Annotated in this window: 22 protein-coding genes and 1 other annotated feature; of the genes, 16 read left to right on the plus strand and 6 right to left on the minus strand. The window is 29.6% G+C overall.

Features of this window, described 5'->3' with window-relative positions; all coding sequences use genetic code 11:
• The first annotated feature begins 17 nt into the window (after positions 1 to 17).
• Entirely contained in the window at positions 18 to 233 is a 216-nt protein-coding gene (locus tag B3086_RS06695; protein ID WP_346846800.1) for a hypothetical protein, read from the plus strand.
• Between the two features lie 4 nt (positions 234 to 237).
• Positions 238 to 540 carry a spore coat protein gene (locus B3086_RS06700; protein ID WP_035135694.1) on the plus strand — a complete coding sequence of 101 codons (303 nt, stop codon included), beginning with the start codon at positions 238 to 240 and terminating at the stop codon, positions 538 to 540.
• Between the two features lie 252 nt (positions 541 to 792).
• Here B3086_RS06700 and B3086_RS06705 read toward each other — a convergent pair whose 3' ends face one another.
• Positions 793 to 1122: a hypothetical protein gene (locus B3086_RS06705; protein WP_346879371.1), complete on the minus strand. Its 330-nt coding sequence runs from the start codon at positions 1120 to 1122 to the stop codon at positions 793 to 795.
• A gap of 204 nt (positions 1123 to 1326) precedes the next feature.
• Between B3086_RS06705 and B3086_RS06710 the strand changes: the two genes are divergently transcribed.
• From B3086_RS06710 to B3086_RS06720, 3 genes are all read left to right on the plus strand, one after another.
• On the plus strand, positions 1327 to 1797 hold the full coding sequence (locus tag B3086_RS06710) for an NUDIX domain-containing protein (protein ID WP_346893031.1): 471 nt from the start codon (positions 1327 to 1329) through the stop codon (positions 1795 to 1797).
• A gap of 211 nt (positions 1798 to 2008) precedes the next feature.
• Entirely contained in the window at positions 2009 to 3913 is a 1905-nt protein-coding gene (locus B3086_RS06715) for a S41 family peptidase (protein ID WP_346893033.1), read from the plus strand.
• A 113-nt stretch (positions 3914 to 4026) separates the two neighbouring features.
• On the plus strand, positions 4027 to 4506 hold the full coding sequence (locus tag B3086_RS06720; protein ID WP_346893035.1) for a GNAT family N-acetyltransferase: 480 nt from the start codon (positions 4027 to 4029) through the stop codon (positions 4504 to 4506).
• A gap of 217 nt (positions 4507 to 4723) precedes the next feature.
• Here B3086_RS06720 and B3086_RS06725 read toward each other — a convergent pair whose 3' ends face one another.
• Together B3086_RS06725 and B3086_RS06730 are read right to left on the minus strand one after the other, a co-directional pair.
• On the minus strand, positions 4724 to 4990 hold the full coding sequence (locus B3086_RS06725) for a hypothetical protein (RefSeq protein WP_346846806.1): 267 nt from the start codon (positions 4988 to 4990) through the stop codon (positions 4724 to 4726).
• A 30-nt stretch (positions 4991 to 5020) separates the two neighbouring features.
• The gene (locus tag B3086_RS06730; RefSeq protein ID WP_346846807.1) at positions 5021 to 5143 is read right to left on the minus strand and encodes a hypothetical protein; all 123 of its coding nucleotides are present in this window, start codon (positions 5141 to 5143) and stop codon (positions 5021 to 5023) included.
• 511 nt (positions 5144 to 5654) lie between these two features.
• Here B3086_RS06730 and B3086_RS06735 point away from each other — a divergent pair.
• The 4 genes from B3086_RS06735 (at position 5655) to B3086_RS06750 (ending at position 8278) form a co-directional block, all read left to right on the plus strand.
• A complete protein-coding gene (locus B3086_RS06735) occupies positions 5655 to 6107 on the plus strand; it encodes an NUDIX hydrolase (RefSeq protein ID WP_346891430.1) in 453 nt (150 codons plus the stop codon).
• A gap of 235 nt (positions 6108 to 6342) precedes the next feature.
• Entirely contained in the window at positions 6343 to 6870 is a 528-nt protein-coding gene (locus tag B3086_RS06740; RefSeq protein ID WP_346846809.1) for a GrpB family protein, read from the plus strand.
• A gap of 117 nt (positions 6871 to 6987) precedes the next feature.
• Positions 6988 to 7650, plus strand: a complete 663-nt coding sequence (locus B3086_RS06745; RefSeq protein WP_346846810.1) for a Type 1 glutamine amidotransferase-like domain-containing protein — start codon at positions 6988 to 6990, stop codon at positions 7648 to 7650.
• 127 nt (positions 7651 to 7777) lie between these two features.
• Positions 7778 to 8278, plus strand: a complete 501-nt coding sequence (locus tag B3086_RS06750; RefSeq protein WP_346846811.1) for a GNAT family N-acetyltransferase — start codon at positions 7778 to 7780, stop codon at positions 8276 to 8278.
• A gap of 403 nt (positions 8279 to 8681) precedes the next feature.
• Here B3086_RS06750 and B3086_RS06755 read toward each other — a convergent pair whose 3' ends face one another.
• The 3 genes from B3086_RS06755 to B3086_RS06765 form a co-directional block, all read right to left on the minus strand.
• Positions 8682 to 9167, minus strand: coding sequence for a hypothetical protein (locus B3086_RS06755; protein WP_346846812.1), 486 nt, complete (start codon positions 9165 to 9167; stop codon positions 8682 to 8684).
• Positions 9168 to 9298: 131 nt separating this feature from the next.
• Positions 9299 to 10090 (minus strand): CPBP family intramembrane glutamic endopeptidase, encoded by a 792-nt coding sequence (locus B3086_RS06760; RefSeq protein WP_346846813.1) that lies wholly within the window; start codon positions 10088 to 10090, stop codon positions 9299 to 9301.
• Between the two features lie 227 nt (positions 10091 to 10317).
• Positions 10318 to 10788 carry a hypothetical protein gene (locus B3086_RS06765; protein WP_346893038.1) on the minus strand — a complete coding sequence of 157 codons (471 nt, stop codon included), beginning with the start codon at positions 10786 to 10788 and terminating at the stop codon, positions 10318 to 10320.
• Positions 10789 to 11175: 387 nt separating this feature from the next.
• Here B3086_RS06765 and B3086_RS06770 point away from each other — a divergent pair, with 387 nt between their 5' ends.
• From B3086_RS06770 to pheS, 7 genes are all read left to right on the plus strand, one after another.
• Positions 11176 to 11727 carry a hypothetical protein gene (locus B3086_RS06770; RefSeq protein ID WP_346846815.1) on the plus strand — a complete coding sequence of 184 codons (552 nt, stop codon included), beginning with the start codon at positions 11176 to 11178 and terminating at the stop codon, positions 11725 to 11727.
• Positions 11728 to 11786: 59 nt separating this feature from the next.
• Positions 11787 to 12545, plus strand: coding sequence for an APH(3') family aminoglycoside O-phosphotransferase (locus tag B3086_RS06775; protein WP_346893040.1), 759 nt, complete (start codon positions 11787 to 11789; stop codon positions 12543 to 12545).
• A 70-nt stretch (positions 12546 to 12615) separates the two neighbouring features.
• A complete protein-coding gene (locus tag B3086_RS06780) occupies positions 12616 to 13002 on the plus strand; it encodes a hypothetical protein (RefSeq protein WP_346846817.1) in 387 nt (128 codons plus the stop codon).
• Positions 13003 to 13066: 64 nt separating this feature from the next.
• On the plus strand, positions 13067 to 13636 hold the full coding sequence (locus tag B3086_RS06785; protein WP_346846818.1) for a GNAT family protein: 570 nt from the start codon (positions 13067 to 13069) through the stop codon (positions 13634 to 13636).
• 201 nt (positions 13637 to 13837) lie between these two features.
• Entirely contained in the window at positions 13838 to 14962 is a 1125-nt protein-coding gene (locus tag B3086_RS06790; RefSeq protein ID WP_346893042.1) for a DUF4037 domain-containing protein, read from the plus strand.
• A gap of 223 nt (positions 14963 to 15185) precedes the next feature.
• A complete protein-coding gene (locus B3086_RS06795; protein WP_346891419.1) occupies positions 15186 to 15644 on the plus strand; it encodes a GNAT family N-acetyltransferase in 459 nt (152 codons plus the stop codon).
• Positions 15645 to 16627: 983 nt separating this feature from the next.
• Positions 16628 to 16914, plus strand: a binding site (T-box leader).
• A 49-nt stretch (positions 16915 to 16963) separates the two neighbouring features.
• Entirely contained in the window at positions 16964 to 17971 is a 1008-nt protein-coding gene (gene pheS / locus B3086_RS06800; RefSeq protein ID WP_084178103.1) for a phenylalanine--tRNA ligase subunit alpha, read from the plus strand.
• The last annotated feature ends 2 nt before the right edge of the window (positions 17972 to 17973 follow it).

The following is a 17973-nucleotide window of genomic DNA, read 5'->3' on the forward strand; positions in this document are numbered from 1 at the left end:
ATTTAGGAGGTAAGAACATGAGAAAACTTTCAGAAGCAGAAGTACTATCTTTAACATCACTTTTGAAGATGGAACAAGATGGATTAATTGTACAAAGAGCAGTGAATGCACTAATAACAGATGAAAATCTAAAAAGACAAGGTGAATCTAGCACGCTAGCATGCGAGGGTAGGATAAAAGGATTACAACAATTTATTACCGAAAATCAAGTAACAGTTCCAAGGGAGGTATAATGGAATGGCAAATTTAGTTGGAAACCTAATTAAAAATAACATTAATATCAATGATGAGGTTATATCTACAAATATGCTTTCTTCTGGAAAAGCTGCAGCTGACGCTTATCTTAATGCTACATTAACAAGCAGTACTCCAGAGTTAAGATCCATATATTCTTCTGGTTTAAGTCAAATAGTTGGAGGGCACACCGCTCTTACAGAACTAGCTGTAAACAAAGGTTGGGCTAAACCTTATAATTCACCTATGCAACAATTGACTGATACCTATAATGAATCAAAAACTGTAACTGATCAAACTGAATAATAACTTAAAAATCTATTATAATTAATTGTAAGGGGCTGTTACACAATAGAAAGTAATTTCTAGGTGGGACAGCACCTCTTATTTTTTGTATATAAAAGCGGTAGTTACCATTGTAATGACTAGAAGAGTTATGCTTACAAATGAAAAAAATATATTATAACTCTTCAGCATTCAGCATAGTTTACTGCATATTAATAACTGAATAATATACTTGGAGCAAATAATAAATGATTATTACAATAAAAGGACACCTTATTGTGTCCCTTTATCAATAAATATTTGACCATTACCAACTATAACAATTCTATATTCAGGCTTAAGAGGAATTAAATTATACTTAGCAGACTTAGGTTCAAGACGAATAGATTGTATTATAACTTGATTTTCATCATAAAGAGTAAGAAAAACACTATCGTTTGCTGAAACATTTTGAACTAGATAAGATTCATTTGGGGATATATTGAAATCAGTCGCCTTATAAACACCCTCTGTAAATATATTTTCAGCAAATACACGTGTAGAAGTAAAAGTACTTAATACCAATGTAATTAAAATTAACAATATAACAGTAAACTTTTTCATATCAAAGCCTCCTTTCACCTTTAGTTTGTGTAATGGAGCTAATAATATGCAGATTTGTGATTTAGGAGAATAAATTAACCAGTGTAAATAAATTGTAATTTATTTAAATTATGTTATGATAAGTATTATAATTATGATTGTAAATGAATAATTGTGTTATAGTTCATAAAATTGTAGATTTTAAATATTGGAGGATGGAACAATATGATTGAAGCAAAATTTTATTATAAAAATGAAAATGCGCCAAAACCTAATAAGCAAAACCATATAGGTGCCTGTGCAATTATTAAGTATAATAATAAAATATTATTAGAAAAAAGAGCAGATAGTAACCGTTGGGCACTTATAGGCGGAGGTTTGAAAATTGATGAAAGTTTAGAAGAAGGAATAATTAGAGAAATTAATGAAGAAACAGGAATTATAATATCAGAAGAGTCTTTGTTCTTTTGGAAAATGTTTTCAGACCCATCAAGAATCGCTGCATATCCAGATGGAAATATTGTTAGAATAATATCTGCTGCTTATATAGTAAATTTAACAGAGAATCATAAATTGGTATGCAGTGACGAATCAGAAGAATTGAAGTATTTTACTTACCAAGAGCTAGAAAAAGTAAATATCGCTGAAACACATAGACATATAATTAAAGAGTATTTTTCATCAATGATAAGTTAACTGTTGATTTTTTAAAGTGAGCATATTTCAAATCACCTAACAAAAATTATAATATATTCCATAAATGGTTTTCACATTAGTTACTATGTGGTATAGTGTTTTTATGGTATATTTATAATATTATAGACAATATTGTATATAATTGTACTTTATCAAAGATAAGATCTTATTGAAAAAGATTTTAAAGTACTAAAGAATGTAGGTGGAAAGTATGAAAAAAAGAGAAGTTAAAATCAATGTATTTAGTAAAAAAATAGTAATTAGTTTTATACTTATAATTATGGTTCTAACATTTGTGTCTTGTACTAGTTCAGATAAAACTGAAGAAAAGAATCTTAAAAGATCCCAAGATACAGAGTTTGCATCGGATAGTGAAGTTAGAATAGAAAAATTAAGTGAAGTTCAACAGAAGAATTTGCATACTTTAGCAAAGGTCTGGGGATTTACTAAGTATCGTCATCCAGAGATTACAGCAGGGAATGTTAATTGGGATGCAGAATTATTTAGAGTTATGCCAAAGGTGCTTGAGGCAACCACCAAGGAAGAAGCTGGAGATATCATGGCTACATGGTTAAACCAGTTTCCATTTCAGGTTAATACACTTAGTAAAGAACAGGAAGATCTATATCGTCAAGTAAAAGAGAAAGTATACTTAGATGTAGAATATTCATGGATAAAGAATAGACAAGTCCTTGGAAATAACCTTGCTGACTATCTTGAAAATTTATCAGAGGTAAAAGTAACTGATAATGACAATGGATATGCTGTTTTTGAAGAAGGGGATATTGTTAATGTATCTTCAGATTCTTTTATGGACAATTCTATTAACTATGAAGACACAGGAATGAGATTGCTCGGGTTGTTTCGTTATTGGAATATTATAGAATATTTCTATCCATATAAAAATCTCATGGATGAAGATTGGGATCAAGTACTTTATGACAAGATTCCTGAGTTAGCACTTCAAGGTGATAAGGAATCATATGTATTATCCATTGCAAATCTTACCACATATATTCATGACTCTCATGGCTTTTTTAATGATAACTTTAAGGTGCTACAACAACACTTTGGAGCATACAAAGCAAAAGCATCAATATTTAATATAGATGGTCAGATTGTCATTGCTGGCAGGGAAGATAAGTCCCCTTTAAAGGTAGGAGATATTGTGGTAGCTATTGATGGAACTACTATAGAAAAGATAATAGAGGAGTGCAACAAATATATATCAGTATCAGATAAAAATCGTTTTACAAATGCTTTTGACTATTACCTTTTGCGTTCTACAAAAGAAATAGCTGAAATAGAGGTAATAAGAAATGGTGAAAAGTTAAGCTTGAATGTTCCATGCTATTATAATAGCAAGTATGATGTAAAAAGACTGGGCCAAGATGAGAAAAGTTGCTTTATGGGAGACAAAAAAATAGGTTATATTAATATAGCTACACTTGAAAGTGGAGATTTAGATAAATTAATGAAAAAATTTAAAGGGACAGAAGGGTTGATTATTGATGCGCGATTCGATAATGTAAAAATGAGTGAATATTTAAAATTTATTAATTATCCTATAGGGGAATATATAAAACCTAAAGTTTCTGAATATCAACAATTTTATTCAAGTAATAGTTTCGAACCAGGGAAATTTATCAAATCAACCAGTAATAGTTCAGGAAGAGGATTCATAGCGGAACAATTGGACAAAGGTATAGATTCAACTACATTTAGCAAAATATTTGATAACGGCATTATTAGAACCTCATTAGGAAAAGTAAAAGATAGATATCAGTATAATGGGAAGGTAATAATACTGATGAATGAATGTACACAAAGCGTCTTGGAGACAATGGTTATGTCTTTTATGGATGCACCAAATGCAACGGTAATAGGAACTCCTTCTGCAGGAGCTAATGGTAATAAAATGGACATTACACTCCCAGGGTGTATACAGACATCTATATCAGGGCTAGCAGTAACATATATGGATGGAAGCCAGACACAAAGAATAGGTCTTAAACCTGACATAACTGTAAAACAAACTGTGAAAGGAATTGCAGAGGGTAAGGATGAGGTTATAGAAAAAGCAATAGAGTTAATCACGAAACCAGAGAGTAAATAGCAATAGTGTAAAATAAGTAAGAAAAATATGCCACCTTGTGGTGGATGTGGTGAATTTATTCATGAAAGTATCATATTGTAATGTAAATGGAAAATTTTCTAGAGGTGTACGAAATGAATTTGAGATTGGCAGGTCTTACAGAGCTATATGCAAAAGAAGTTTGCGATTGGAAATATGACGATATATATTCTATATATAATTATCCAGGATGGGATAAAGTATCTAATGAAAAATGGGGGATTACAATAGAAGAAAAGAGAAAGAGTGAATTTAATGCTGTGATTGATCATTGCAATTGCTTATGTGGATACATAAGGTTACTGGATAAAAATGAGTGTGTTTTTATTGGAATTGGTTTAAAACCATCTCTATGTGGACAAGGATTAGGAAAGGTCTTAATGGAAATAGTAAAAGAACAATGCAAGAAGATATATACAGATAAAAAGATTGCTTTAGAAGTTCGGTCTTTCAATGAAAGGGCGATTAAATGTTATAAAAGTGCAGGGTTTAATGTAGTAGATACTTATAGGAAAGATACGCCTCTTGGTTATGGAGAATTTGTTAGAATGGAATTTTATGAGCACTCTTCTTAATAGAATTCCTAATAAAGACTATTGTAGTTTATAGAATTTTATTTTACAATCAGCCTTAGGAAAGTACAATATTGAGGCATAAAGTGACTAGATATTTAAATTTTAATTTATATTAGGGGTAAAAAACAAATGGAAGATTGCTCTTCCATTTGTTTTTATATTTCATTTTACATATTGTCTTTCATATCTGGATATTGTCTATAAATATATATTTACTTCAATTAAACTTCTTATTACAATATGGACATTGATATACCAAATCAATATCACTATCTTTGTCAAATTTCATTGGTAACCTGTAATTACAATAAGGACATTTCCAAAACAAAAGAGATAATACTATAAATACTGGCAATAAACTTATACCAATAATTGTAAATAAGGTAAAAGGAAAAAAACATCCTATAAAGCATAGAGGAACAGATAAAAATAAGCAGGCCAAAGAAATTTTACGAATTTTTAGTAAATTTTCTATCTTATTCATGATACACCTCCCAATATATATTAAAGTTAATCAATCTGATCTATTATCTTCTTGTATTTCCTTTTTCCATCTTTCCATAGATTCCTCATGTTCTTTCTTTTGAGTTGAATTTTCTCCTTCTGCATTAAATATAATCTTTGTTCTTTTTTTCATCTACTTACTCTCCTCATAATTAATGTCATAACTCAAATTAGAAAAAAATACTAAAAAATCAATTTATGGATTAATTATACTATGAATAGTTTACTACAAAATAATGAAAAATAAAATAATTTTAAATTTACCGTAGATGATATATTAACTTTAACTTTTTTGCCCTTAATGAAGACTAAAAGGAATAAGGGGAATATAACCATTGAAAGTATTGAGTTAGCATAAAAAATGCCAGAAGGATTTGAAGCTCAAAATAATCTTGAGGATTATGCTTATAGAATATGAGAAGCAATATTAAGACGAATAGTATAAGCATAATATTGAATTTAATGGCTTTGATTAAAAATCAGAGCCATTTATTTTAGAGCATCTCTTTATGGAGGTGCTTTTTTCATATACATACATTTTATTGTAATCGTGCTATAATAAGTATTATATTTATGGTTGTAAATGAAAAAATGTAATTTATTATTCGTTAAATACAAATAAATGTAAAAGGGAAGTTTATATTATGAGAGCGCCTATACAGGTATTAGTAATACCATATAAATTAGTTAATGAAATCCCATTATATTGTATTTTTAAGAGAAATAATGGAGATTATTGGCAATTTATTGCTGGCGGAGCTGAAGACGATGAAACTCCTTTAGAGGCTGCAAAGAGAGAATCATTTGAAGAGTCTGGTATAGAAAGTTTAAATAAATTTTATCAATTAGTATCTACATTTTATGTGCCTGCTAACTGCATATCAGAGAAATGTAGACAATATTGGGATAAGAATGTATTTGTAATACCTGAATATTGTTTTGCAGTTAATATTAACAATAACCATATAGAATTATCATTAGAACATACTGAATATTTCTGGGGGACATATCAAGAGGTTTTTAAAAAGTTATATTGGGAAAGTAATAAAGTTGCACTATTTGAACTAAATAGTAGAATTGAAACAAACTTATTTTAGATTAATCAATTTACAAATTCAATATATTGTCTATAAGTTATGTAAGATATTAAAATTTAAAAACTATACCCTTACCTAGTTTAAAATACATATAGGTATATACTTAACTATCTAATATAGGTAAAAATGCATATAGAGACCTATTTAAATATAAAAACATGAACCAGTTTAACTATAGATATATTTAACTATTAAACTAGAATATTTAGTGCATCTCTTTAAGGAGGTTAAATAAATGATTGGATTAGCAAGGGGAACCGTTAAGATTGTTCCATATAGCTTTAATTGGAAAGAGATTTATAAGGAAGAAGAAAAACTATTGTATCATTTGTTAGGCAAAACTGCTATAGACATACAACATGTAGGAAGTACATCAATAGAAGGACTTGATTCAAAACCAATTATAGATATTGCTGTAGGAGTTAAATCATTGGATGATGTAGATAAGCATAGAAACTTATTAGAAGCAAATGGATATCAATTTAGAGATAATGCAGGGATTGAAGGTCGTGTAATGTTTGCTAAAGGAAGGGAAGATTTAAGAACTCATTATTTGCATATAGAAATAATTAACGGAGAACTGTGGAAAAATCACATCTATTTTCGTGATTACCTTAGGCTAAATAAGGAAGCCGTTGAGGAATATTCAAGGCTAAAGAAGAATTTAGCTTCAAAGTATACTAATGATAGAGGTTCATATACAAATGCAAAGAATGAATTTATTAATTCTGTATTAAAAAAGGTAAAAGAAGAAGTGGATTGACACGCTCTTTAGTAAGGAATACATAATGGAATTTATGTTTGTAGCAGAAAATAAAAACGGTTATATTAAATTGTGAAGCATTATGAATTTTAAAAAGTTTCATTGAGGGGGAGTATTATGAATATTTTATTAGATGGATTAGATTTTAACGAATCATGGGCATATAAAACATTAAAGAATATAATTAGACCTGAGTACAAAATTTGTGTGATTCCTTTTGCTTTTCATGAGGATTGGATAAAAAATGAGGCTGAGTGGGAAAAATCCTATAATAAAATAAGTGGTGAGCATTACAAAAATATAGCTGCTCCATTTTACACTTATGGAATAGAGGATAATAATATAACATTGATTAATTACTTTACAGACAATTCAGAAAGTGCTAAAGCAAAAATTAATTCAGCGGATATAGTTTTTTTTACAGGTGGATTCCCAGATAAAATAATGAGTAGGCTATCGGAGTTAGGATTGATTAATACCGTAGAACAGCATAGTGGAATAATAATGGGATGGAGTGCTGGTGCTATGATGCAATGCTCGCAGTATTATATTTCTCCAGATAAAGATTATCCAGAGTTTATTTATGAAAAAGGACTAAGATGTATAGACAATTTTGCAGTTGAAGTACACTATAAAAATACTGATTCACAAAATAAAAGTATTGAAAAATATATAAGAGAAAATGGAAAGATGGTATATACTACACAACAACAAAGTGCAATAATTGTTGACGGTTATAACCTATCATTGTTAGGAAATGCAAAAGTTTATCAAAAATAACTTTAATATTAAATTTTCAATAAGAAGGAACTGTAGTATAGAGGAAAGATTGCCAGATTACTTGAGGATTATGCAATAAAAGCAAAAAGGTCTGCACCTATAAATGAAATATAAAAGAGGTATTAGAATGTTATATGAAATTAGATTAGCAGAGGAAGATGATATAAGGATAATAGTTGAGTTACTAAATAAAGTAACGTTAAACTTACATCAAAAAAGTATTAATCAATGGACATATCCTTGGGATATTGAAGAAATAAACATAGACGTAAAAAATAAAAACATCTATATGATGACAATAGACAAGCTAATAGTTGGAACATTTTCTATAAAAGACATGGATGTTAATGCTGTACTTCACATCAACAAACCCAATAATTTATATCTTTACAGAATAGCAATATTACCAGGGTATCAAGGAAAAGATATAGGACTTAAAATTGTTAATTATGCCTTTAAGATTTCAAGAAATTTAAGAAAAACACTATATTTAGACTGTTGGGCTGGAAATGTAAAATTAAAAAACTATTATTCTAAAGCGGGATTTGATTATTGCGGAGATTTTCAAGAAAAAGATTATATGATTAGTGTTTTTAAATATACATTTCCATTAAACAATTTACAATAAGTGTATTGATCAATTCTATTTTAGTATTCTGGCGCGAGAATATTATAATAATTATAAGTAAGGTTAATACATCACCCCGGATATTTTTGGTCAACAGCACTTGAAACTGGAGATATAATTAAAGTATTAAATAACAACAATGAATACGAATTAAATGAAGTGGTAAATTATGTAAGATTAATAGAATCTATAGAATAATAGAAAAACTATATTAAATGGTTAATTCAATATTTGCTGATTTTTCATAAAATAATAAATTGGATTTTAATTATATTGCGAACTAAAAATACCGTATATTCAGTTTTAATAGTACGGTATTTTCATAAAATATTTGATTTTATTTTTAGTGAGCTATTTATATCTTTTACAGCTTTACATTTCAATTACTTCACTGTAACTTTCATTACAAGTTGGAGGTTGATTTTAATTTAATGGGTATAAACGCTTCCATTTGTGCCCATCCTTGTGCTTTTATAATCTCTGGTGGTGTAATAATATGTCCCATACCATAATGATTTTGACGGATATCCAGTTCGAAAATATCAGAATTCTTAATATATTCCAAGGCTTGATTATATAACTTACCACGTGTTTCTTCATCTCCATCTTTGAAGAAATAAGTTACATAGTACCCGCCTTCAAAATCAACAATTTCGTTACTGCCATCATCCATATCATCACTCAATGCCCACCACCATACTAGGCCTTGTTTTTCTTCATCAAAACATAAAAAGTCTCTGGGCATAAAACTATCTCGTTCACATAGATTAATTGCAGAAAAATACTTATTGAACTTTCCTAAAATACCGTCAGGGGAAAAGTTAAATTCTTTATCTATCCCAGATGATGCTGCTTTGAATGGTGGCAATGATATTATCCTAAAATCCATAAAAATACCTCCCGTTATTTTTTATCAACTGATTTAAACACGCTTACTTTGACCATATTATAACATATTTCCCAACACCGTACTATTCAATTTTCAAAGAAAAGTTTGTATAAGGATGCAGGGTTGTACTATTACACTATACTTTTGTTGTACATCACAACAGTTACAATTGAAACAACAATAATCATAGTATTTGCCACAACAGTTCCTAACCAAGTCATAGTCATGGTGCCAAAGATGGGGGATGCTGCATTAAACATGGTATGGAATAATACACACATAAACACACAGCCTTTTCCTGATATTTTGTAGATTGCTCCATTAAAAAAACGAAACGCCATGAGTTGAACTGCAAACATCCAAAAGTTAATGAGTCCCTCTCCATGATTAGTCCCCGGAATAAAAAAGAGAGGAATATGCCAAAAAATCCAAACTATACCTGTAAAAATGGAAGAAAAAACAAAGCCATAATCTTTGTCAAGCTCAGGCTGCAATATGTACATCCAGCCAGCTTCTTCCAAGCCACCGATAATAAGCCCCCCAGGTAGAGAAAGGAAGAACGTATAAAACGGAAGCACCATTTCCGTATGGCCTGAAACTGCAATATGTATCAAAAAATACAGTGCAAGCCCTGCAACAACGAACAAATAGAGGGAAATTTTATTTTTAAAATAAAAAACAGTTTTCAACCATTCCTTAAAATCTGCTATTTTGTTATTCTTCTTCAGAACGATATATGAAGCAATAGCGGGTGACAAAATATAGATTGCAAAAGGAATGTTCATACCGAATTGCTGTAACGAGTGAACCCAATTGTAAACCGAGTATCCGAACTGCCCAAGAATAATCAAAGCACCTGACACAATATAGGCTATGCAAAATGTCAGCATCGTAAATTGTACTATAATTTTTTTATCTGTCATGATTTCTTCACCTCACATTTTGAAGTATCCATTGAATTTTAATGGATGGATGATTCTACTTGAAATATTTAATGAATTTATTAATAATGATATTTTGAAAAATTAGGTTACACTTGCTTATATTCATGTATAATTATTTTATAGGTGATGTGTAATTATAATGAATTGTATTTATTTGAAATTACTCCTCTATATACTATAAAATGGGGACTTATCCCGCATTACAATTAATTTTTGACAGTATCTACAACTATTTCTATTGCTTTCTTAACAAAATTTATTTTTCTTTCACTAATTACTTCTCCGCTATAGGATATTATTATATCAGATATGGCTATTTGATTTTCTTTCGTAGCATCCTCAGAACCCATTAGAGTCAACCATTTTATATCTATATCTGATTTAGAAATTTTCTTATCATATTTAATTATATATTGCATATCATCAAAAAACTGTGAATTTGAACTTGAATTTACAATGATAGAATTATCTGATTTTTGAAATACTTGTACCACAAAAAATACTTTATCTTTCTCCAAACTAACATAGTTTTCGTTTGGAGATTCTTTCGATTCATATATTAATTCTGAATTATCTACAGATATATTTGATGAATAATCTTTGCTTACAGATGAACATGCTGTTATCATGGCACACACAATTAATATAAAGCAAGTTAATAATGCGTTTTTCCTCATTACCAATCCTCCTTACTTCTAGCCCAATGACTCCCATTTATCCAGTACAATTCGATACTATTATAACATATCTTACCAATAAAGTACTATTCAATTTTCAAAGATCAAACTTTCTTAATTAGTTCCCAATATCTACATATGACGAGGGTAAATTTCACTTTAAAATTAAAATGATTCTGATTGAAATATTTAATAAATTTATTAATACTGATATTTTGAAGAATTAGATTATACTTGCTTATATTCATGTATAATTATTTTATAGGCTATGTGTAATTATAATAAATTGATCGAAGGAGATTAAGAAATATGAAACTGAATAATTTCTTTAGACATGCCCCATTAATAATAGGTATTAAATTATTTATATTTTAGGAAGTGATAGTATTGAGTATATTAGGATACAATCGCATTATTATTGTTGGTAATAATGGTAGTGGAAAAAGTTTTTTATCTAAAGAATTGTCTGTTATCACGGGTTTGCCACTTATTCATCTTGATGTTGAGTTTTGGCGTCCTAATTGGGAACAACCTCCGAGAGAAGAATGGATAAAGAAGCAAATGGAACTTACATCAAAGGTAAAATGGATAATTGAGGGAAATCATACTGACACAATGGAATTGCGATTTAAAGCAGCAGATTTAATAATATTTCTTGATATAAATCGTTTCATATGTTTGGTTAGTGTATTAACAAGAAATGGTAAAAAGCGTTCGGATATACCCCAATATCTTGAAGAAAAACTTGATAAGGAGTTTTTACGTCTTTGTAAAGGCTTATGGAGTTTCTCTAAAACACGTAAACATACTATAATGAATTTACATAAAAAATATCCTAATAAACCGTTTTGGGTTATTGATAGCAGAAAAAAAATGAAAAAGTTGTTAAAACTATGGAGAGATGAAAAAATAAATAGATCAACAGAATCACAAGGATAGATTTAAATGAATATAGAAAACCAGATATTTATATAGAAAAAGGATTGGTGGGAAAATATATGTATTTACCAAATAAGTTAGAAAAAATACTTGCAGGTATGCACTTTGAAGTAGATAAAGAAGGTATGTCTAAAGCAAAAGTAATTAAGTGCTTTGATATGGAAAAATCTTATTATTTAAAGATAGAAAAGGTTAATGATGAAGTGATCAGAGAATATGAGATGTACCAGTGGTTGTATGGAAAACTATCAGTACCAAAAGTGATTTATCGTGTGATAGAAGATGACATTTCTTATATGCTAATAGAGAATGCAAAAGGTCAGATGCTAGAAGATGAAACATATAGAAAAGCTCCAGAAAGATTAGTTCATTTAGCAGCTATTGGTATAAAGAAATTGCAGAGTGTTGATATCACAGAATGTAATTTAAACAGTAGAATAGAGGAAAAATTAGAAAAAGCAAAATACAGGATTGAACATAATTTGATAGGAAGAGTGGATAGAAATAAATATACGGAAGGCCTTGAAACATCTAGGGATGTATTTAATTATCTCGTAAGGAATAAGCCAGTAGAACAATTAGTGTTTACACATGGAGACTATTGTTTTAACAATTATTTTACAGATGGTAAAGATATTACATCCTTTATAGATTTAGGACGAGGGGGAGTTGGCGATCTATATCAAGATATTGCATTATGTGTTCGTGAATTAATGGATTTTGATTCAAGATATACAGATATGTTGTTTGAAGAATTAGAAATAAAACCTGATTATGTAAAAATAAAATACTATATTTTATTAGATGAGCTATTCTAATTATGTATAAATTGCGGAGTAGAAATTACAAAGATGGGTTATCTTATGAAAACAAGTATTGGGGGTGAGAATGTTGGCGAAAATCAAATTGCAAGACTTAATAACAGTACTAAAAAGTGATGTAGTAAAGTATAATTCATGTATTGAAATTAACTTTTGTATTGATGATGACACAGAATATGAAGATTGCTGGCTTGGGAAAATGCCAGATAGAGATAATCCAGGTAAAGAAGTATACTGGTATGGATTAACATCAAATGGCTTACAAGCCTATGATTATGCTAAATTAGAGGATATTTTAAATTCCAAAGTATTTCATGGCAAAAGTTTGTGTGATGTCATTGAAAAAATAACTTGGTATTCATTAGATGGATGTAGTATAGAGGAAAGATTACCAGATTACCTTGATGATTATTCAATAAAAGCAAAGAGGTCTGCACCTATATATGAAATATAAAGAGGTATTAGAATATTATATGAAATTAGATTAGCAGAGGAAAATGAAAAAGTGGGGGATAAGAATGGAAAATATAAATATAGAAAAACAAATACAACATCTATTAAAAGGAAAATCTATAGAACTTGTACCTGTAACTGAAGAACATATGGAGTTTATATGTAATGAAGAAAGTGATGAAGAATTATGGTGTTATGAGGAACATGTTGAGACTGACAAAAATCGTATTCGAAAGAAGTTTATTAAGCGAATTGAAGAAAATGATGTTTTTGATTTTATAGTTAAACGAAGTTCAGATGGGGTACAGATGGGAGTAGTTTATATATGGGAATGTATTACTTCACGTAAGAGCTGGGAAATTGGATATGTTATCTTGCCTGAGTTTCAAGGTAATGGTTATTGTTTAGAGAGTGTACAGATTTTGCTATCCTTTGCATTTAATGAATTGAAAGCTCATAAGGTATTAGGTATGTGCCATTGCGAAAATAAAAAATCTGCATCAATAATGGAAAAAGCAGGTATGTCAAAGCAGGGTGTATTTAGGGAAGAGTATCTATGTGGAGGTAAGTGGGTCGACCAATTCTATTTTAGTATGCTGGATCGAGAATATCATAATAATTATAAAGAAGGTTAATATATCACGACAGTATTTTTTATTTAATAACTCAAATTATAATAAACGTTATTCATACACTGACTAGAGCATCTCTTTATAGAGGTGCTTTTTGTATTTTAAAACATTTTATTGTAATTGTTCTATAATAAGTATTACAATTATGATTGTATATGAATAATTGTAAGATATTATTCACTAATTGATAAAAGGAGTAGGAATATGAGTGATATCTTTGTATGTAAAAGTGAGAATGAATTTATTCCAGGACTAAAATTAAATAAAGGATTTTACTTTGATATTATAAAACCACTAATAGATAAGCAATATCCGGATCTTCGATATGCAGCAGCGCTCGTTGGACATTGCTCAGATGTATTGGGGTTTGATGACTATAAATCCACTGACCATGTTTGGGGGCCCAGATTACAAATTTTTTTAGAGGAAGAAAACTTTAATGATGTAAAAACTAAGTTAGATACCCTCTTCAAATATAACCTACCCTTTGAATATAAGGGGTTTCCAACTAACTACAAGGCTGTCGAAGGATGGACTAATAATGGTTATATGCAATATAAGAATACATATCCTATTAACCATTTTGTAGAAATAAATACGGTAAATTCTTTTTTTAACAATGATATAGTTGTTAATCAACATAGAGAAATAGATTTTAAGGACTGGATATCCTTCCCAATACAGCATCTACTAGAACTAACAAGTGGAGAAGTATTTTATGATGGAATTGGAGATTTAACTAAAGCAAGACAAGCTATTCAATTTTTCCCAAGGAATGTTTTGCTCTTACGTTTATTTATACTATGGAAATCAATTAATGAGGAACAAGCTTTTATAGGTAGATGTGCAGAAAAGGATGATAGAATAGGTGAAAGTATTATTACGAATAGAATAATAAATAAGCTAATGAAGATATGTTTTTATTATGAAAAAAAATATTATCCCTATAGCAAGTGGTTCGTAGTTGCTTTCAAAAGGCTTGAAATATCGAGTGCTATATCTGATTTAATAGAGACGGCGATAGCTTCACCTGAAAGAAAAGAACGGGAAGCAGCTTTATGTAACTTATACATTAAGATAATAGAGAAACATAATTCTATAGGCTTAACAAGTTATGTAGAACCTAAAATTATAAACTATTATAGTAGGGGTTATCTTGGTTTTGATTCAGAAATTATATTAAAAGAATTAAGCAGCGAAATTAACTGGAGTAATATAAAAGATATTGATTTACTATCGAGAATAGAATTGTTTGATGATTCTAATTTTGGATGTAATTATTCTATTAACAAAAGAATAGTTGAAGCGTCAGTAAATAGAAACAAATAATGTAAAGCAATAAACATAATATTTAAAATCGTAATCTTAATAGATTAGGTAATAAAATTTAATATAAATAACTACTGTAAAAAATTATAAGTATGATTATCTTATAAAGACAAGTACTGAGGGGAGAGTAATATCCCATAGTCTTTTTATAATTAAGAGGTGAAATTAATGATTTTATAATATTTAATAATAAATATGCTTTACCAAAATGGGGGGATAAAAAATGAATCTAAAATTTAAGGAATTTACAATAGAACATATACGTGAAGTTAACAAGTGGCACTATGATGGAATTTATTCATTTTATGATATGCCATCAGAAGATGGTTTAAAGGAATTTTTAGCACCAGATAGCGAGGTAAGATATTTTGCCTGTTTTAATGGAGAAGATATGATAGGATTTTATTGCCACTGGTTAGAGGATGGACAAATGACCATAGGGTTAGGGATCAAACCTGAGTTAACGGGACAAGGCTTAGGCAAAGAATTTACCAGAGCATGCATTGAGTTTGGTATTAAAAGACTAAACTATAAAGGAAATAATGTTAAGCTAATGGTAGCATCCTTCAATGAAAGAGCAATAAAGATATATAAAAAGTTAGGTTTTAAAGAAACTGAAAGAAATGTATTGGAAACTTCTGATGGATATACGGAATTCATAATAATGGCTAAAAAACTGTAATATATTCTTGTATTTTTATAATTTGGTTACAATATTTTTATATTAGTTATAAGTCATGTGAGATATTAAAATGAAAAAAATATCCTTGCCTAGTTTTAAATATAAATAGGTATATTTTTACCTATTTATATAGGGAAAAATGGATATAGAGAACTATTTAAATATAAAAATATGAACCTATTTAACTATGGATATATTTAACTGTAAAACTAGTTGTTGTGTTCATGCGGGTTTCAGGGGTTATCTATTTTTGAAAGCGACATGAAATTGTCTATCAATGAGTTAGTAGGTTGATTTTACAAATGAATAATTGTAGGAGAAGACGTACTAGTCAATTGTCAGCTAGAATAATATTATCGGATATCAACGACGGGAATACTAGTAAAAATCAGATATCCCAACATTAGTTTTGTGTAACTGTGGGGAATGAAATGTTAGATGAAGTTCTTTCAGAGGGGGTCAAAGTATTCATTTTATTTAACAATATAATTTGATAAAGGTAAAATTGGGGTATATGTTACACACAAGTTAGAATGATTACTTTCGATAAGATGAACCGTACCATAAGTGAATGAGGTTTTTACTAAAATTGGTAGTTAATTATAAATCACTGATGTCATCCAAAATTATGATACATAACATGATTTGAGAAACTCCAGATGAACCTTACCATAAATCACGTAGATTTTTTTAAAGAACTTTATGTAGAACCATACCTTAAATGACTTGGAATTTTTGTATAGGAGTTAAATAAGGTTCGCCTCCACCAGTGAAACCCTCGACCGCATGTAGGTGGCTTAAAAAGCTGCTTACAGTCGGTTGTGTTTTTTGAATGATGAGGGTAGTTCCAGCAATAAATTTAATCATTATAAACATTATGAGTTTAAAATATACAATTTAGTAATTGATGCGAATTAATCAGAATTTTAAAAAAATATTGACTTTAAAATATTATTATGTTAATATATTTGAAAATGAATATTGATATGACGATGATAGAGGAAAGTAAATTTATCTAAAGCTTACAGAGAGTAGGGGATGCTGAGAAACCTGCAGTGGAAGTTACTTTGAAGTTCCCTCTGGAGTTTTAAGCTGAAATTTTATTAGGTAAAACGGAGCTTTCACCGTTATAAGAAAGAGGATATCGGATTTCATTCCCGTATCTGTTTGAGATGTCAATTGTATTAGGTGTTCTGTAAACAGTATTAGAATATCAAATATGATTGATAAATAAGGTGGTACAGCGTGAGTTTAACCTCTCGTCCTTTTTAGGATGAGGGGTTTTTTAATTTTCAAAAAGTTAAAAGGAGAGGATTAAAATGGCAGAGTCAATTAACCAATTAAAAGAAGTGGTAGTGAGAGCTTTTGAAGAAGTTAAAATTATGGAAGAGCTGGAATCATTGAGAATAAGATTTTTAGGTAAGAATGGAGAATTAACAAATATATTAAAGTCACTAAGCAGCTTTAGTATTGAAGAAAGAAAGGCTATAGGTGTTGAAGGAAATAAGCTTAAAAACTACATTACAGAAAGAATATCAGAACTAAAAACTGACCTTGAAAACAGCAGCATGGAAAATAAATTTGATATAACCCTCCCTGGCATGGAATTTGAGGAGGGAACTTATCATCCAATAACAATTGTTCAAAGGGATATTGAAGAAATTTTTAAGGGAATGGGTTTCATCATAGCTGATACCAATGAGGTTGAAACAGACTACTACAACTTTGAAGCTTTAAATATTCCTAAATATCATCCAGCTAGAGATATGCAGGATACCTATTGGCTAGAAAATGGTATGGTATTAAGGACTCAGACTTCAGCAGGACAGCAGCATATAATGGAGCAGTATTCTCCTCCAATCAAGGCTATTATTCCTGGAAGATGCTTCAGAAATGAAGATATTGATGCGTCCCATGAAAATACATTCTTCCAGCTTGAAGGTATTGTAATAGATGAGGGAATATCTGTGGCAAACCTCATTTATACTATGGAAACAATGTTAAGTAAAATATTTGAAAAGCAGATTACGGTGAGACTTAGACCAGGATATTTCCCGTTTGTAGAGCCAGGCTTTGAACTTGATATAAAATGTGAAATTTGCGGAGGAAAAGGATGTCCTACCTGCAAACATTCTGGATGGGTAGAATTACTGCCATGTGGAATGGTTCATCCAAATGTATTAAAGTATGGTGGCATTGACAGCGAAAAATACACAGGCTTTGCATTTGGTCTTGGACTTACAAGACTTGCAATGATGAAATACGGAGTACCAGATATCAGAGTTTTCAACTCTGGCAATTTGAAAATTATGAGGCAATTTAAATAAGT

The sequence above is a fragment of the Clostridium sp. UBA871 genome (assembly GCF_002295255.1).
GTDB lineage: Bacteria > Bacillota > Clostridia > Clostridiales > Clostridiaceae > Clostridium_J > Clostridium_J sulfidigenes.

Bases quoted from the DNA above. Each gene is read 5' to 3' on its own strand.
- B3086_RS06695 (WP_346846800.1), top strand. From the start codon at position 18: ATGAGAAAACTTTCAGAAGCAGAAGTACTATCTTTAACATCACTTTTG.
- B3086_RS06700 (WP_035135694.1), top strand. From the start codon at position 238: ATGGCAAATTTAGTTGGAAACCTAATTAAAAATAACATTAATATCAAT.
- B3086_RS06705 (WP_346879371.1), bottom strand. From the start codon at position 1,122: ATGAAAAAGTTTACTGTTATATTGTTAATTTTAATTACATTGGTATTA.
- B3086_RS06710 (WP_346893031.1), top strand. From the start codon at position 1,327: ATGATTGAAGCAAAATTTTATTATAAAAATGAAAATGCGCCAAAACCT.
- B3086_RS06715 (WP_346893033.1), top strand. From the start codon at position 2,009: ATGAAAAAAAGAGAAGTTAAAATCAATGTATTTAGTAAAAAAATAGTA.
- B3086_RS06720 (WP_346893035.1), top strand. From the start codon at position 4,027: ATGAATTTGAGATTGGCAGGTCTTACAGAGCTATATGCAAAAGAAGTT.
- B3086_RS06725 (WP_346846806.1), bottom strand. From the start codon at position 4,990: ATGAATAAGATAGAAAATTTACTAAAAATTCGTAAAATTTCTTTGGCC.
- B3086_RS06730 (WP_346846807.1), bottom strand. From the start codon at position 5,143: ATGAAAAAAAGAACAAAGATTATATTTAATGCAGAAGGAGAAAATTCA.
- B3086_RS06735 (WP_346891430.1), top strand. From the start codon at position 5,655: ATGAGAGCGCCTATACAGGTATTAGTAATACCATATAAATTAGTTAAT.
- B3086_RS06740 (WP_346846809.1), top strand. From the start codon at position 6,343: ATGATTGGATTAGCAAGGGGAACCGTTAAGATTGTTCCATATAGCTTT.
- B3086_RS06745 (WP_346846810.1), top strand. From the start codon at position 6,988: ATGAATATTTTATTAGATGGATTAGATTTTAACGAATCATGGGCATAT.
- B3086_RS06750 (WP_346846811.1), top strand. From the start codon at position 7,778: ATGTTATATGAAATTAGATTAGCAGAGGAAGATGATATAAGGATAATA.
- B3086_RS06755 (WP_346846812.1), bottom strand. From the start codon at position 9,167: ATGGATTTTAGGATAATATCATTGCCACCATTCAAAGCAGCATCATCT.
- B3086_RS06760 (WP_346846813.1), bottom strand. From the start codon at position 10,090: ATGACAGATAAAAAAATTATAGTACAATTTACGATGCTGACATTTTGC.
- B3086_RS06765 (WP_346893038.1), bottom strand. From the start codon at position 10,788: ATGAGGAAAAACGCATTATTAACTTGCTTTATATTAATTGTGTGTGCC.
- B3086_RS06775 (WP_346893040.1), top strand. From the start codon at position 11,787: ATGTATTTACCAAATAAGTTAGAAAAAATACTTGCAGGTATGCACTTT.
- B3086_RS06780 (WP_346846817.1), top strand. From the start codon at position 12,616: ATGTTGGCGAAAATCAAATTGCAAGACTTAATAACAGTACTAAAAAGT.
- B3086_RS06785 (WP_346846818.1), top strand. From the start codon at position 13,067: ATGGAAAATATAAATATAGAAAAACAAATACAACATCTATTAAAAGGA.
- B3086_RS06790 (WP_346893042.1), top strand. From the start codon at position 13,838: ATGAGTGATATCTTTGTATGTAAAAGTGAGAATGAATTTATTCCAGGA.
- B3086_RS06795 (WP_346891419.1), top strand. From the start codon at position 15,186: ATGAATCTAAAATTTAAGGAATTTACAATAGAACATATACGTGAAGTT.
- pheS (WP_084178103.1), top strand. From the start codon at position 16,964: ATGGCAGAGTCAATTAACCAATTAAAAGAAGTGGTAGTGAGAGCTTTT.